18 protein-coding genes are annotated in these 14,749 nt (G+C 65.5%); 8 read left to right on the forward strand and 10 right to left on the reverse strand.

The genetic code is table 11. The features are described 5' to 3' along the window. Nucleotides 1–22: 22 nt before the first annotated feature. On the reverse strand, nt 23–208 hold the full coding sequence (locus H8S47_RS04815) for a hypothetical protein (protein WP_187502775.1): 186 nt from the start codon (nt 206–208) through the stop codon (nt 23–25). 216 nt (nt 209–424) lie between these two features. Here H8S47_RS04815 and H8S47_RS04820 point away from each other — a divergent pair, with 216 nt between their 5' ends. Next, entirely contained in the window at nt 425–1,720 is a 1,296-nt protein-coding gene (locus tag H8S47_RS04820) for a glycoside hydrolase family 130 protein (RefSeq protein WP_187502776.1), read from the forward strand. A gap of 164 nt (nt 1,721–1,884) precedes the next feature. Here H8S47_RS04820 and H8S47_RS04825 read toward each other — a convergent pair whose 3' ends face one another. Beyond that, nucleotides 1,885–2,472: a cysteine hydrolase family protein gene (locus H8S47_RS04825; RefSeq protein ID WP_187502777.1), complete on the reverse strand. Its 588-nt coding sequence runs from the start codon at nt 2,470–2,472 to the stop codon at nt 1,885–1,887. Nucleotides 2,473–2,554: 82 nt separating this feature from the next. Between H8S47_RS04825 and pncB the strand changes: the two genes are divergently transcribed. Further along, nucleotides 2,555–3,859: a nicotinate phosphoribosyltransferase gene (gene pncB, locus H8S47_RS04830; protein WP_187502778.1), complete on the forward strand. Its 1,305-nt coding sequence runs from the start codon at nt 2,555–2,557 to the stop codon at nt 3,857–3,859. A gap of 134 nt (nt 3,860–3,993) precedes the next feature. Here the strand turns inward: pncB and H8S47_RS04835 are convergent, their stop codons facing one another. Next, nucleotides 3,994–4,332, reverse strand: a complete 339-nt coding sequence (locus tag H8S47_RS04835; RefSeq protein ID WP_187502779.1) for a DUF2794 domain-containing protein — start codon at nt 4,330–4,332, stop codon at nt 3,994–3,996. A gap of 13 nt (nt 4,333–4,345) precedes the next feature. Then, the gene (gene epsC, locus H8S47_RS04840; protein ID WP_187502780.1) at nt 4,346–5,038 is read right to left on the reverse strand and encodes a serine O-acetyltransferase EpsC; all 693 of its coding nucleotides are present in this window, start codon (nt 5,036–5,038) and stop codon (nt 4,346–4,348) included. 170 nt (nt 5,039–5,208) lie between these two features. Between epsC and H8S47_RS04845 the strand changes: the two genes are divergently transcribed. Further along, nucleotides 5,209–5,976, forward strand: coding sequence for a sulfite exporter TauE/SafE family protein (locus H8S47_RS04845; RefSeq protein ID WP_398456348.1), 768 nt, complete (start codon nt 5,209–5,211; stop codon nt 5,974–5,976). 136 nt (nt 5,977–6,112) lie between these two features. On the opposite strand, the gene H8S47_RS04850 is transcribed toward H8S47_RS04845, so the two are convergent. Beyond that, entirely contained in the window at nt 6,113–6,631 is a 519-nt protein-coding gene (locus H8S47_RS04850; RefSeq protein WP_187502782.1) for a carboxymuconolactone decarboxylase family protein, read from the reverse strand. Between the two features lie 145 nt (nt 6,632–6,776). Next, nucleotides 6,777–7,322, reverse strand: a complete 546-nt coding sequence (locus H8S47_RS04855) for a peroxiredoxin (RefSeq protein ID WP_055879693.1) — start codon at nt 7,320–7,322, stop codon at nt 6,777–6,779. Nucleotides 7,323–7,469: 147 nt separating this feature from the next. Between H8S47_RS04855 and H8S47_RS04860 the strand changes: the two genes are divergently transcribed. The 3 genes from H8S47_RS04860 (at nt 7,470) to H8S47_RS04870 (ending at nt 10,066) form a co-directional block, all read left to right on the forward strand. Further along, a complete protein-coding gene (locus H8S47_RS04860) occupies nt 7,470–8,372 on the forward strand; it encodes a hydrogen peroxide-inducible genes activator (RefSeq protein ID WP_128454212.1) in 903 nt (300 codons plus the stop codon). A gap of 274 nt (nt 8,373–8,646) precedes the next feature. After that, nucleotides 8,647–9,270, forward strand: a complete 624-nt coding sequence (locus tag H8S47_RS04865; RefSeq protein ID WP_235982603.1) for a fasciclin domain-containing protein — start codon at nt 8,647–8,649, stop codon at nt 9,268–9,270. Between the two features lie 136 nt (nt 9,271–9,406). Further along, nucleotides 9,407–10,066, forward strand: a complete 660-nt coding sequence (locus tag H8S47_RS04870) for a fasciclin domain-containing protein (RefSeq protein ID WP_187502783.1) — start codon at nt 9,407–9,409, stop codon at nt 10,064–10,066. A 109-nt stretch (nt 10,067–10,175) separates the two neighbouring features. Here H8S47_RS04870 and H8S47_RS04875 read toward each other — a convergent pair whose 3' ends face one another. The 3 genes from H8S47_RS04875 to pgsA are packed head-to-tail and all read right to left on the reverse strand — an operon-like array spanning nt 10,176 to nt 11,436. Beyond that, nucleotides 10,176–10,625 carry a molybdenum cofactor biosynthesis protein MoaE gene (locus H8S47_RS04875; RefSeq protein ID WP_187502784.1) on the reverse strand — a complete coding sequence of 150 codons (450 nt, stop codon included), beginning with the start codon at nt 10,623–10,625 and terminating at the stop codon, nt 10,176–10,178. Next, on the reverse strand, nt 10,622–10,882 hold the full coding sequence (gene moaD / locus H8S47_RS04880; protein WP_187502785.1) for a molybdopterin converting factor subunit 1: 261 nt from the start codon (nt 10,880–10,882) through the stop codon (nt 10,622–10,624). The genes H8S47_RS04875 and moaD overlap by 4 nt, the downstream gene beginning before the upstream one ends. Before the next feature lie 2 nt (nt 10,883–10,884). Further along, nucleotides 10,885–11,436, reverse strand: coding sequence for a CDP-diacylglycerol--glycerol-3-phosphate 3-phosphatidyltransferase (gene pgsA, locus H8S47_RS04885; RefSeq protein WP_128454207.1), 552 nt, complete (start codon nt 11,434–11,436; stop codon nt 10,885–10,887). 115 nt (nt 11,437–11,551) lie between these two features. On the opposite strand from pgsA, the gene H8S47_RS04890 reads away from it, so the two are divergent. After that, a complete protein-coding gene (locus tag H8S47_RS04890) occupies nt 11,552–12,877 on the forward strand; it encodes an MFS transporter (RefSeq protein ID WP_187502786.1) in 1,326 nt (441 codons plus the stop codon). 134 nt (nt 12,878–13,011) lie between these two features. On the opposite strand, the gene H8S47_RS04895 is transcribed toward H8S47_RS04890, so the two are convergent. Beyond that, entirely contained in the window at nt 13,012–13,176 is a 165-nt protein-coding gene (locus tag H8S47_RS04895; protein WP_187502787.1) for a hypothetical protein, read from the reverse strand. Between the two features lie 195 nt (nt 13,177–13,371). Between H8S47_RS04895 and H8S47_RS04900 the strand changes: the two genes are divergently transcribed. Next, entirely contained in the window at nt 13,372–14,490 is a 1,119-nt protein-coding gene (locus H8S47_RS04900) for a DUF47 family protein (RefSeq protein ID WP_187502801.1), read from the forward strand. Nucleotides 14,491–14,749 lie beyond the last annotated feature (259 nt).

A 14,749-nucleotide genomic window follows, 5' to 3' on the forward strand; every position in this document is an offset into this window, starting at 1 on the left:
TCGTGTTGATGCGGTCGCCGGCTCAGCCGAGCAATCCGGAAACGATCCATCGGCGACTGACCGCGGACTTGACGATCGTCGCGCCGCACCGCCGGCAGGCCGAGCGCTGGATCGGCTCGTCCTTGATGTCGCGGTGCCGCGATCGCGGCGTGTGGCGGCCGAGCGCGCAGGCGGCCGATGGTCGCGTTCGCGCACCTGATGTCTGCATCTCCAACGTCTGCCCCCGTCCGCCTCGATCGCCGAAAGATCGGACCCGCGATCTGGCCGTCAAACTTGTCCACCGTATTTCAACCAAATTACCACTGCCGCCGACACCGCGCGCGTGACGCCGTTTTCATGTAGCCATGCCGCCGGTTTCGGCGTTCATGGCGGACCCGAGCGCGGTGTCGTCTCCCCGTGTCTCGCCGCCACAGTGGAGCCGATCATGGCCGAAGCCGATCTCGTCACCTTCTCCAACATCCAGCTGCGCCCCGATCCGTCGCGGACCGTGATCCGCCCCTTCAACATCGAATATCCCGGGCCGTTCAAGGTCGACGGCCATCCCCGTGCCGAGCGCGTGATCGACCGCGTGCTGTCGCTGACGCACGACGAACTTCACGCCGAACGCGAGCGCGTCACCGCATCGCTGGACGAGCGCCACCGCGACGTCGACGACCTGCTGCTCCACCGGTTCGGCGAGGTCATGGCGGTGGTGCACGACACCCGCGAGATCACGCGCGACCAACAGGTGCTGATCGGCGCGTATCTGAGCGGGGAATATTCGTTCGAGGCCGCTGCGCTGTTCAATCCGAGCATGGTGCTGCATCCCGACCAGACCGGTGCGCCCGACGACGGCCTCCGCTTCATCCTGTCGCTGCGCGGGATCGGCGAGGGTCACGTGTCGTCGGTCACGTTCCGCACCGGCCGCTGGTCGCCGCAGGACGGATTTTCGGTCGATCCCGCCAGTCAGACCGCAGTGGCGCCGCGGATCGAGCCGTCGGACCAGGGGGCGACCGATGGCGGCCCGACCCGCCTGCAATGCGGCAATAGTCGCGAACTGTCCGAAACCGTGATCTTCCCGATCCTGCCGAGCCAGCGCCAGGGGATCGAGGATTTGCGGCTGGTCCGGTTCGAGGATGCCGGCGAGGTTCAGTATCTCGGCACCTATACCGCGTTCAGCGGGTCCGAGACGCGCTGCGAACTGCTGCGGGGCGAGGACTTCAAGACGTTCGAGATGCAGCCTATGCGCGGCGCGGTCGCAGCCACCAAGGGAATGGCGCTGTTCCCGCGCAAGATCGACGGGCGCTTCGCGATGCTCGGGCGGCAGGACAACGAGAATATCTGGTTCCTCAGCTCTGACGATCTGCTGACCTGGGAGGGCGGCACCAAGATCGTCGAGCCGAAATGGCCGTGGGAGTTCATCCAGATGGGCAATTGCGGTTCACCGATCGAGATCGACGAGGGCTGGCTGGTACTGACCCACGGCGTCGGCAGCGTCCGCAATTACTGCGTCGGCGCCTGCCTGCTCGACCGCGACGACCCGACCAAGCTGCTCGCGCGGATGACGGAGCCGCTAATCGTGCCGAGCCCGAAGGAACGCGACGGCTATGTGCCGAACGTCGTCTACAGCTGTGGCGGGATCGTGCATGACCGAACGCTGTTGCTGCCGTTCGGCGTGGCGGACAATTTCGCCTCGTTCGCGACGGTCGATGTGGGACGATTGATTGCGGCTATGGCGTGATAGCCAGGCCCCACTGATCCTCCCCCGCCAGGGGGAGGTGGCTGGCACTTGCCAGACGGAGGGGGAGGAGACGCAACGGAGGTTTGCCTTACCTCCCCCTCCGTCAGGCTACGCCTGCCACCTCCCCCCGGCGGGGGAGGATCGTTCGGCGGCGATAGGGCGGGTCAAACGACGAGTGCCGCACCGGCGAAATCCTCCGCCGCAACCGCCTCGATCTGGCGTTCGATACCGCGCGTAAGCCCGGCCGGTACCGTCACCGCAAAGCCGCGCGCGATCAGGCCTTCGACGGCCCAGCGGACGCAATAATCCGCCGCGACGCCGATCACCGTCACGTCCGTGACGCCACTCGCCGTCAACCCCGCGAAGAACGCCTCCCGTGGTGTCGTCGGCCGTCCCGCATCGCGCGCGTCCTCGATCGCCAGCCGCGGCTCGGCCCACATATCGAACACGCCCTTCTCGATCCGCCACGCCGGGATCGCCGCATCGACCAGCGCCACGTCGAGCATGTTGCCCCATCCTTGCGTGCCGCGGACACAATGGATCGGAAACATCGCCGCCTCGGGCGATGCGGCGTAGGTCTCGACGAAATGCGTATCGAAGGTGAACAGGACTCCCGCAGTATCATCCGGCTTCAGCGCGGCCAGCCACGCCTGCATCGGCGCGACCAACGCCGCCGCTCCGCCCACGCTCAGCGCGCCCTCGGCCGCTATGAAATCCCACTGCGTATCCACCACGACCACGAACCGCGCCATCGCCCGTCTCCTTTGCCCGCTGCTTGACACACTCGCGTCTTCTCGGACACCCGCAGCACTCGCAACGCAGGAGCCCGCGCGCATGGCCGTGACCGATATCGCCACCCGGACGTACAATCACAATTTCCGGCTCGATCCGATCGTGCGCAGCCTGCTCGATACCGATTTCTACAAGCTGCTGATGTTGCAGATGATCCGCCACGCGTATCCGGACGTCAGCGCCACCTTCGCGCTGATCAACCGGACGAAGACGGTGCGCCTGGCCGAGATCGTCGACGAAACCGAGTTACGCGCCCAGCTCGATCACGCGCGGACGCTGCGGTTCGCGAAGAAGGAGCTGATCTGGCTCGCGGGCAACAGCTTTTACGGCAAGCAGAAGATGTTCGGGCCGGAATTTCTCGCCTGGCTCGCGGAGTTCCAGTTGCCGGCGTACGACCTGCGCCAAGTCGATGGCCAGTACGAGCTGCATTTCGAAGGGCCGTGGAGCCACACGACGATGTGGGAAATCCCTGCTCTGACGATCATCAACGAGCTGAAATCGCGCGCGGCCCTGCGCGACCGCGGCCGGTTCGCGCTCGACATCGTCTATGCGCGCGCCAAGGCCAAGCTGTGGGAGAAGGTCGAGCGGTTGCGCGAACTGCCCGACCTCGTGCTGTCGGATTTCGGCACGCGACGACGGCACGGTTTCCTGTGGCAGCGCTGGTGCGTCGAGGCGCTGAAGGAAGGGCTTGGCGACCGGTTCATCGGCACCTCGAACGTCCTGCTGGCGATGGACGCCGACCTGGAGGCGATCGGCACGAACGCGCATGAACTGCCGATGGTGACCGCCGCGTTGGCCGAGAGCGACGCCGAACTTGCCGACGCGCCGTACCGCGTGCTCGAGCATTGGCGGCAGCATTATAACGGCAATTTGCTGATCGCGCTGCCCGACGCGTTCGGGACGACCGCGTTCCTGCGCAACGCGCCGCACTGGCTAGCGGAGTGGACCGGTTTCCGCCCCGACAGCGCGCCGCCGATCGCGGGCGGCGAGCAGATCATCCGCTGGTGGGAGGAACAGGGCGTCGACCCGAAGACCAAGCTGCTGATCTTCTCCGACGGGATGGATATCGACACGATCGAGCAAACCTATCGGCATTTCCATGGCCGCGTACGGATGAGTTTCGGTTGGGGGACCAACCTTACCAACGATTTTCGCGGTTGCGATCCAGATGGGGCAGCGGCGTTGGAGCCGATCTCGCTGGTCTGCAAGGTGATTGCCGCGAACGGGCGGCCGGCGGTGAAGCTTTCGGACAATCCGGCCAAGGCGACCGGTGAACCGGCGGAGATCGAACGCTATCTGCGCGTGTTCGGCGAAGCGGACCGCGAGACGGCTCCGGTACTGGTGTAACACGGCCCATTACCCCCCTCCCTGGAAGGGAGGGGTCGGGGGTGGGTCGGCTTCCGCATCAGGCAACGTTGCGGCACGAGCTGGCCTACCCACCCCCAGCCCCTCCCTTTCAGGGAGGGGAGCAGAATCACTCGTCAGTCTTCTACCAGTTTCATGAACCGCCGCTCGACTGGCGCCAGCACCGGCCCCAGCTCATGCCCGCGCTTCACCACCGCGCCTGCTTCGCCAATCAGCGCCCACATGCCCTGCTTGTTGCGCAGCGCCGGGCGTTTCTCGATCCGGAACTCCGGCCGTTCGGCGGCGCGGCGGAAGGCGGCGAAGACTGCGGCGTCCTTGCCGAGATCGATCGCATAGTCGCGCCAATGGCCGGCCGCGACCATCCGCCCGTAGAGGTCGAGAATCCGATTGAGTTCGAGGCGTTCGAAGCCGACCTGCGTCGCCTTGGACGGTGTCGGGAACGGCACGACGCCCATCAGTTAGCCACCCTCATGCGCGGTCGCGCCGGTCCTCTGGATGATCTTCGGCGAGCAGCGCGTCGAGGCGCTTGCGCATCGTCTCCAGCTCGCAGCGCATGAGCTCCATCTTCTGGGTCGCGGGATCGAAGGCTTCGCTACACGGCGTACCGTACGGCACGAATCGCGGCAGTTCGGGTGCGTTGCCGCCCTCGATCGTCGTCGCGCGCGCGGGGATGCCGACGACCGTCGTGCCCGCCGGCACGTCGCGCGTGACGACCGCGTTGGCGCCGACGCGCGAGCGCTTGCCGAGCGTGATTGGGCCGAGCACCTGCGCGCCCGAACCGATGATCGCGCCATCGGAGATGGTCGGATGGCGCTTGCCCTGGACGCCGTTGTCGGGACTGGTGCCGCCCAAGGTGACGCACTGGTAAATCGTGACGTCGTCGCCGATCTCGGCGGTCTCGCCGATCACCACGAAGCCGTGGTCGATGAAGAAATTGCGGCCGATCGTCGCGCCCGGATGAATGTCGATCGCGGTCGTGAAGCGCGACCAGTGATTGACGCAGCGCGCGAGGAAATACAGTTTCGCCTTGTACAGGCGGTGCGCGATGCGGTGATAGCCGAGCGCCCAGACGCCAGGGTACAGCATGATCTCGGCGCGCGAATGGGGGGCCGGGTCGCGGGCGCGGATCGAATCCAGATAGGCCAGTAATCCGCTCGACATGCGCAGTCCCCTTCGCGATGTCCGTATCTAGGGTATCGAACCGCCAATTTCCAGAACCGGCCCGCGAGCAGTGTCAGCCCCCATCAGCCCATCGGGATCGGGGTAAAGCCTATCTTTGTTGTGGGATAAGCGCGCGCGTTGCAGTTTAGGGCGATATTGAGGGGATGCCGATGTTCGACCTGACGACCTTGAGCTTCGAGACTCTCCTGCCCTTCATCCTCGTCGGATTCGCCGCGCAGATCGTCGACGGTGCGCTGGGGATGGCGTTCGGGGTGATCTCGAACACGCTGCTGCTGTGGGTCGGCGTGCCGCCAGCGGCAGCGTCGGCGGGGGTGCATACCGTCGAGACGTTCACGACCGCGGTGTCGGGGATCAGCCATGTGCTGCACAAGAACGTCAACTGGACGCTGTTCCTGCGGCTGATGATCCCGGGCGTCATCGGCGGCGTGCTGGGCGCGTACGTGCTGTCGAACATCGATGCGAGCACGGCGAAACCGTTCATTCTCGCGTATCTCACCTCGATCGGCGTGTACCTGCTGTACCGCGGGCTTCGCTATCCGCCGAAGCAGAAGGAGCCGAAGATCGTCGAGCCGCTCGGGCTGATCGGCGGGTTTCTCGACGCGGCGGGTGGTGGCGGCTGGGGGCCAGTGGTGACGTCGAACCTGCTGGTGCAGGGCGCATCGCCGCGCACCACGATCGGGACGGTGAATACCGCGGAGTTCTTCCTGACCGCGACGATCTCGGCGACGTTCATCACGCAGCTCGGCTGGGCGGCGTTTACGCAGGCCACGGTGGGGTTGCTGATCGGCGGCGTGTTGGCGGCACCGTTCGGGGCGCTGCTGGCGAAGCGCGTGCCGGCCAAGACGCTGATGGTGCTGGTCGGGGTGATCCTGACGATCACGAGCCTCTTCGGCCTCTACCGCGCGATCTGGCACTGAATTAACTTCTTGCCCCTCCCTGGAAGGGAGGGGTCGGGGGTGGGTCGGCCTCCGTATGCGGTGACGTCCGCGACACAAACGGGCCTACCCCCCCCCATCCCCTCCCTTTCAGGGAGGGGGGCTTCCCGTCTTCAATTCACAGCGTGGCGTGCACCGTCGCGACCGCCGCCATCACTGCGCCGATCCGCACCGACGTCTGGATCGCCTCGGCCGTAACGCCCGCCTTCTTCAGGATCTGCTCGTGGCTGTCGATGCACATGCCGCAGCCGTTCATCGCCGACACGGCCAGGCTGAACAGCTCGAAATCGACCTTGTCGATGCCGGGCTGGCCGATCACGTTCATGCGCAGCTTGGCCGGCATGTTGCGGTATTCCTGGTTCCCGGCGAGGTGCGTGAAACGGTAATAGACGTTGTTCATCGCCATCACCGCAGCCGCCGCACGCGCCGCATTGGCGGCCTCGGGCGAGAGCTTCGGCGCGCACTCGGCTTCCGCGGCCTCGACCAGCGGCTTGTAGCCCGAGCCGTGCGCGCAGGTCAGCAACAGCCCGTATTTGCGCTGGTCGGTCAAATGCGTCTCGTTCAGCAGCGAGCCGACGTTGAGGCGGATGTCCTTGGCGTATTCGGGCAGCGTGCCCGCGAATTCCTTGAGCGACATGATCTTATTTTTCTTCCTCCCCTCCCGCTGGCGGGGGGGGACCGAGGGGTGGGCCCGCGCTCACCATGAACGAATGCGTCCGGGGAGCGCGCGGGCCCACCCCCTGCCCCCTCCCGCAAGCGGGAAGGGGAAAGAAGAGTTTTACTTACGCCGCGAGCTGGAGGACGTCGTCGCCCTTGTTCCAGTTGCAGGGGCAGAGCTCGTCAGTCTGCAACGCGTCGAGCACGCGGAGCGTCTCGGCGGGGTTGCGGCCGACGTTCAGGCCATTGACCTGGACCGCCTGGATGACGTTGTCGGGATCGATGATGAAGGTCGCACGGAAGGCGACATGCTCGTTCTTGTCGACGATCCCGAGCGCGTCGGCGAGCTTGGCGCCGTTATCCGCGAGCCACGGGAAGTCCGCGGCGGCAAGGTCCGCGTCCGACTTGCGCCAGGCGAGGTGGACGTGCGCGGTGTCGGTCGACGCGCCGATCAGCACGGCGTCGCGATCCTCGAAGTCGCCCCGGATGTCGCTGTAGCCGACGATCTCGGTCGGGCACACGAACGTGAAGTCCTTCGGCCAGTAGAACAGCACCTTCCACTTGCCGGGATATGCCGTCGTCAGGTCGAGCGTCTCGCCGGCGGGCAGCGCTGCGGTGCCCTGCTGGACGGGAATGGTCATCGATGGGAACTGGTCGCCGATGGTCAACATGATGGAAGCCTCCTGAAAAATCTTTGGCTCCAGGCATCCTCACAGGCGGCGGGTATCCCGCTCGTTCGTTGTGCAATGCGGTATATGGGCACTGGTGTTATCGATCCAACGGTCTATTTATCATCCGATGATCGATTGAGGCGATTAATGGCAGCCACGTACCTACCCACGTTGAAACAGTTGCAATATCTGGTCGCGCTGAAGGACCATGGTCATTTCGGGCGCGCGGCGGAGGCGTGCTTCGTGACGCAGTCGACGCTGTCCGCGGGCCTGCGCGAGCTGGAGACGCTGATCGGCGTGGTGCTGGTCGAGCGCACGCGGCGGGTCGTGCGGTTCACGCCGCTGGGTGATTCGATCGCCGACAAGGCGCGGCGCGTGCTGCGCGAGGCGGAGGAACTGGGCGACATGGCGCGCGCCGCCGGCCAGCCGCTGTCGGGCGACATGCGGATGAGCGTAATCCCGACGATCGCGCCGTTCATGCTGCCGAGGATCCTGCCGCGGTTGCGAAAGGATTATCCCGACCTGAAGCTGTTCCTCCGCGAGGAGCCTAGTGGTCCCGCCTGCGAAGGTCTGCACAATGGCCGGACCGATTGCGTGCTGCTCGCCCTCCCCTATGCGTGCGGCGAGGTGACGTCGGAGACGTTGTTCGAAGATCGGTTGTTCGTCGCCTATCCGTCGGGCGAAGTGCCGTCGGCGCTGCCCGCGATCCCCGCGTCGGCGATCGACGAGACCCGGCTGCTGCTGCTCGAGGACGGGCATTGCCTGAAGGACCATGCGCTCGGCGCGTGCAACCGGCCGGAACTGCGTGCGGAGGCGACGATGCTGGGGACGTCGCTGCACACGATCGTGCAGATGGTCGACAACGGGCTCGGCATCACGATGCTGCCCGAGATGGCGCTGAAGGCGGGCATCCTCGACAACACCAACATCACCGCGCGGCCGCTCGACGAGATCAACGCGGTGCGGCGGATCGCGTTGGTCTGGCGTCGCGCGAGCCCGCGGGAGAAGGACTTCAGGCTGATGGCGAAGGCGCTGGCCGACGTTCAATAGGGTGCAATAGCGTAGCGTAGGGCACCGCACTTAACTTCTGCTCCCATCCCTGAAAGGGAGGGGTTGGGGGTGGGTCGGTTTCCGTATTGCCGAACGGTTGCGACGCAACCCGGCCTACCCACCCCCAGCCCCTCCCTTTCAGGGCCGGGAGACCACCGCCCCTGCGGCTCGCCCGTTCAGTCCCTGGACATCCGTCCGCCCCGAGATTGGCACGGGTGCGCAACCAACTCGGCGTTCGATCGTATCTTTCGAACTTCCCGCTGGAGACCCGATGATGTCGAAGACGCTTCCGCTACTGCTGATGACGAGTGCGCTGGCGCTCGCTGCGTGCAGTGGCAAATCGAAGGACGACGTGGCGAGTCCGTCGACCAACCCCGCGCTGTCGGTGCCGAACGGTCCGCCCGCGGTCGCCAATCCCACCGTCGGCGGCGTGCCGATGATGGCGACGCGGACGATCGTCGACAACGCGTCCGCCGCACCGAACCTCTCGACGCTGGTCGCCGCGGTGAAGGCCGCCGATCTGGTCGGTACGCTATCGGGTCCGGGGCCGTTTACCGTTTTCGCGCCGACCAATGACGCGTTCGGGCGGCTCGCACCGGGCATGGTCGACACCCTGCTGAAGCCCGAGAACAAGGCCTCGCTCACCAAGGTCCTGACTTATCACGTCGTGCCCGGCGCCATCACCGCCGACGACCTGCGCCAGCGCATCGCCGCTGGCGGTGGCACGGCGACGTTGACCACGGTCGAGGGCGATCCGATCACCGCAACGCTGGTCGGCGCGGTGATCACGCTCACCGACGTCAATGGCAACAAGAGTTATGTCGAGACCGCAGACGTGCGCCAGTCGAATGGCGTCGTGCATGTGGTGAACGGCGTAATCGTGCCGAAACTGGGCTGATCGACACGACTGTCGGGCTCGGTTCGTCGCATCGATGGCGCGGCTGGTCCGCCAAAACATTGAAGACGGGCCGATCTCATACCTATTTTTTCGTTCGAGTTTTTAATCGTCCCATCAATTATATTTGGAGTCGCACATGACTGTTAAGACGAACCTTCTGATTGCAGCCGCATCGAGCATGATCTTCGCCGCCGGTGCGACCGCACAGACCGCACCGGTGGAGACGACCGCGACGCAGACGACGACCTCTGCGACCCCAGCGCAGACGGCGCCAGCCACCACCGCGACGCCGCAGGCAGCGCCTGCAACTGCGGCTCCGGTCGCACCGACCGCCGCGCCGACGACGACGATCGCCGCCGCGCTGCCGACACTGCCGAACCGCGCGACGCTGACCAAGCTGGTGACGGCGGCCAAGCTCCAGACGACGCTGGCAGGTCCCGGCCCGTTCACCGTGTTCGCGCCGAGCGACGAAGCGTTTACCCGCCTGCCGGCCGGCGCACTCGATACGCTCCTGAAGCCTGAGTCGGCGCCGACGCTTGCGACGATTATCAAGTATCACGTCGTTGCCGGCGCGGTGACCTCGGACCAGCTCAAGGCGCAGATCACCGCCGGCGGTGGCAAGGCGACGCTGACCACGCTCGCGGGCCAGCCGCTGATCGCCTCGCTGGGCCCGAACAGCAACATCGAGCTGACCGACACCGCCGGGATCAAGTCGTACGTCGATACGGCTGACATCAAGGAGACGAACGGCGTCGTCCACCTGACCAACGGCATGAGCGTTCCGAAGCTCGGCTAATGGAACTGCGGGCTGCGACTTTCACAAAGGTCGTGGCCCGTATCTTGTTTCCCCGCGAAGGCGGGGACCCAATCTGGGCTCCCGCCTTCGCGGGAGAACAACCTTTGGTTTAGGCTTCCGGCCTATCCCACCGCTCAGCAGCGGCATGATCCACATCCCGCGCCTCAACCCAGCTAGCCGTCACGCCCCGCGTCTCACGCTTCCAGAACGGCGCATCGGTCTTCAGCCGATCGATCAGATACGCACAGGCCTCCAGCGCCGCGCCGCGATGCGCCGCCGTCGCCGCGACGAACACGATACGCTCGCCCGGCTGCATCGGCCCGACCCGGTGGACGATGATCGCCGCGCTCAGCCCCCAGCGTTCGACCGCGCCCTCGGCGACCTTCAGCAACGCCGCTTCGGTAGCCCCAGGGTAATGTTCGAGTTCGAGCGTACCCACGCCGTCGTCCGCGCGGACCAGCCCGGTAAAGGTCGCCACCGCCCCGGCCCCGGCCGCTTCGGCGCGCGTCATCTCCGCCGCGATATCGATCGTCGATTGCTGGACCGAGATATGGATCATCCGCCGGTCACCGGTGGGAAGATCGCGATCTCCTGCGCCCGGCCGATCGGCGTATCCAGCGGCACGAACTCCTGATCGACCGCAGCGCGGAGCCGCGCGCGATTCTCGAACGCTTCGGCATGGCCGACACTGATTTCCGCCAACCAGTCGACCAAGTCGGCGACCGTCGCGACGCTCGCGGGCGGCTCTACCGTCTCCTCGCCCGTGCCAATACGCTCGCGCACCCAGGCGAAATACACCATCCGTATCTTCGCCATCGTCAGTCCATGTGCTTCAGGCCGACGCGGAGATAATCCCACCCGGTCAATACGGTGAGGACGGCCGCGCCCCACAAGGCGACGATGCCGACATTATGCACCCAGACCATCTCGGGCACCGCGCCGCCGAGGATAATCCCGCCGAGCGACACGAGTTGCAGCGTCGTCTTCCACTTCGCCAACTGCGAAACGGGGACCGAAACCTGCACCTGCGCCAGGAACTCGCGCAGCCCCGAAACCGCGATCTCGCGCAGCAGGATCACCAGCGCGGCGATCACGTGGACACCGGGAATATCGCGCGTGCCGACCAGGATCAGGATTACCGCGGCGACCATGATCTTGTCGGCGATCGGATCGAGGAAGATCCCCAGCCGCGACACCGCGCCGCTCGACCGCGCGAGATAGCCGTCGAAATAATCGGTGATGCCCATCAGGCAGTACAGCACGAAGGCGATGCCATAGCCTGCCTCCCAATCGGGCCACCACAGGAACCAGACCAGCAGGGGCACCGCGACGATCCGCGACAATGTCAGGAGGTTAGGCAAGCTCAGCACCCGCCACCTCTATACCGGTCGGCCGCGCGGCGAAACCGGTTTAAACGTTGGCGTGAGCATGACGCTGGGCTAAGGGTTTGCAGTATTTTCGCAACGATCAGGGCTATTTCCCGTCATGCTCAATGCCCTCGGGTTGCTGAAGCAACGTCGCTTCCTGCCCCTGTTCACCACGCAGTTTCTCGGCGCGTTCAACGATAATCTGTTCAAGACTTCGATGGTCCTGTTCGCCACCTATGCGGTCTTCAACGACCCGAAGATGGAGGCGAACTTCAACGCGCTGGCGACGGGACTCGGCATCCTGCCGTTCTTCCTGCTGTCCGCGCTTGCCGGGCAATTGGCGGACAGCCACGACAAGGCGCGGATCATCCGGATCGTGAAGACGGTCGAGATCGGCATCATGATTCTTGGCGCGACCGGGCTGATGGTCGCACGCGCGGGACATCCGTCGCTCGGGATCGGGTTGATGCTCGGCGCGGTGCTGTGCCTGGGCGTCCATTCGACGTTCTTCGGCCCGATAAAGTACGCGATCCTGCCGCAGCATCTAAAGCCCTGCGATGTGCTCGGCGGCACCGGGCTGGTCGAGGCGGGGACGTATCTCGCGATCCTGCTCGGCACGGTAACCGCAGGCTGGATCCCGATCGAGGGTGCCGCCGCCGCCGTGTTGGTCGTCGCGGTGATCGGCTGGTTCTCGGGGCGCCAAATTCCGCCTGCGCCGCGCGAAGGGCCAGCGCTGAAGCTCGACTACAACCCTTTCACGGCGTCGTGGCGACTGATCAGCGCGACGCTGCACATCCCGCGGCTGTTCCTCGCGATCGTCGCGATCAGCTTCTTCTGGACGATTGGCGCGGTGCTGATCATTGTCTTCCCACCGTTGGTCAAGAACGTGCTGACCGCCGACGAGCGAGTCGCGAGCTTCGTGATCGCGGTATTCTCGGTCGGCGTCGCGATCGGCTCGGTGGTCATCAACTCGATGCTGCGCGGGCGCATCTCGGCGAAGTTCTCCCCCGCCTCGGTGATCGCGATGGGTGGCTTTGTCGTGCTGTTCTCGTTTCTCGCGCGGACCTGGACGCCTGCGCCGGCCGGGCAGTATTACGACTGGGCGGGGTTCATCCGCCAGCCCGGCGCGCTCCCCGTGCTCGGGACATTGCTGGCGATCGCGATCACCGGCGGGATGTTCGTGGTGCCGCTCTATGCGTTCCTGACGACGACCGTCGAGAAGGACCAGACCGCACGCACCGTGGCCGCGAACAACGTCGTCAATTCCGGCGCGATGACGGTCGGCTCGATTTTGGTCATCGGCATCACCGCGATGGGCGTCTCGCCGGAGGACATGCTGTTCCTGGTAGCGGCGATGTGCCTCGTCTCGGCATGGCTCGCGCAGAAGCTGCACCGGGCCTGCGACGATGACGTCGGCGGGTGCTTGCCGACGCTTCGACACTAAAATCCTCCCCCGCCAGGGGGGGGGTGGCAGGCGTCAGCCTGACGGAGGGTGAGGACACGGAGCAGACGTGGCGCGTGCCTCCCCCTCCGTCGCCTTCGGCGCCACCTCCCCCTGGCGGGGGAGGATTGTTCTTCTCAGAAAATGAAGCTGTAGAAGCAGGTGAAGAACGCCGCAAAGCTCAGGAAAAACAGCTTCACGTCCTGATCGTCGTTCTTCGCCGCCGCGACCACCGGTGGCGGCAACGACCGGCGCAGCGGATGGCGGGCGGCTTCGTTGGTGAGGACTAGGCGTCGGGTCATGATGCAAACGTTAACGCCGCGTTTACTAATTCGACCAGTCGCAAAAATGGTTAAATTTGCCACGTCCGGGAATGGGACTGAATCGCGCCGGTAACAGCCCGCCCGATCCCATCAGGCGGCCCCTGTGCATGCCTAGCCCCGCCGTCTAAGCTGCCCCCCATACCCCGCGACTCCGCGGCCAGAAGGACCCGAATTATCCAGCAGATTGCGGCACTTCCCTATGTGATCGACGCCGACGGCCATGCCCGCGTGATGCTGATCACCTCACGCGATACCGGTCGCTGGGTGATCCCCAAGGGCAATCCGATCGTCGGGCTCGCCAGCCACGAGGCTGCCGCGCAGGAGGCGTATGAGGAGGCTGGCATCCGCGGCATCCCCTGCCCCACCGCGGTCGGCGAATTCGGCTATCGAAAACGCCGCCGCACCGGCCGCTACCGCGACATGATCGTGACGGTATTTCCGCTCGCGTTCGTCGAACAACTCGACGACTGGCCCGAGCGCCATCAGCGCGACACCCGCTGGTTTACGCTTGATCGCGCCGCGGAGGCTGTCAATGAGCCCGGCCTGAAAGCGCTGATCGCGGCTTTCCGTGAGCCGCCGATCCCGGCGTCGCTCGCGCAACGTATCTTACCCGTCGTACGCAAGAGTGCGAAAAGGAGAATTCCGATGCTGGGCTGGTTCCAGTCGCTGATGCCGAAGCAGGGGCGGTTCTTCGAACTGTTCGACGCGCATGCCGCGACCCTGGTTGCCGGCGCCGATGCGCTCGCACGGCTGCTTCACGGCGAAGGCTCGATCGAAGGGCAGATCGCCGAGATCGTCAAGCGCGAGCACGAGGCCGACGATATCACGCGCGAGGTGTTGCAGGACGTCCGCCGCGTGTTCGTGACGCCGTTCGACCGCAGCGCGATCACCGACCTGATCGGCGTGATGGACGACGCGATCGACCAGATGAATGGCACCGCCAACGCGATCGCGCTGTACGAGGTGACCGAGTTCTCGGCCGAGATGCGCGACATGGCCGGCATCATCGTCGAGGCTGCACGTATCACCGCAGAGGCGATTCCGCTGCTCCGTTCGCTCGGCACCAATGCGGGCCGGCTGCACGACCTGACCGCACGGCTGATCCAGATCGAGGGTCATGCCGACGATATCCACGATACTGGCCTGCGGGCTCTGTTCCAGGCGTCGAAGATCAGCGCGGACCCGATGACCTTCATCATCAACCGCGAGATCTACAGCAGCCTGGAAAAGATCGTCGACCGCTTCGAGGACGTCGCGAACGAGATCCAGGGGCTGGTCATCGACCATGCTTGATGTGTCGTTTGAGTCCGCGACCTGCCACGGAGTTCCACCCCGGCGAAGGCCGGGGCCCAATTGGGGGACGGCAGTAACGAAGAACGGCGCGCCCTTACCGCAAACTCTCCACTTGGGCCCCGGCCTTCGCCGGGGTGGTGATTATGGGCGAGCGATGCCCTCCACAACGACCGCACCTGCTCCCCTCCCTGGAAGGGAGGGGTCGGGGGTGGGTCGGCCGGTTGCTGACAACCACCGCTCGCCCATAATCACCACCCCG

Origin of the sequence: Sphingomonas albertensis, assembly GCF_014358075.1 — a bacterium.
In the GTDB taxonomy this organism is placed as follows: domain Bacteria; phylum Pseudomonadota; class Alphaproteobacteria; order Sphingomonadales; family Sphingomonadaceae; genus Sphingomonas; species Sphingomonas albertensis.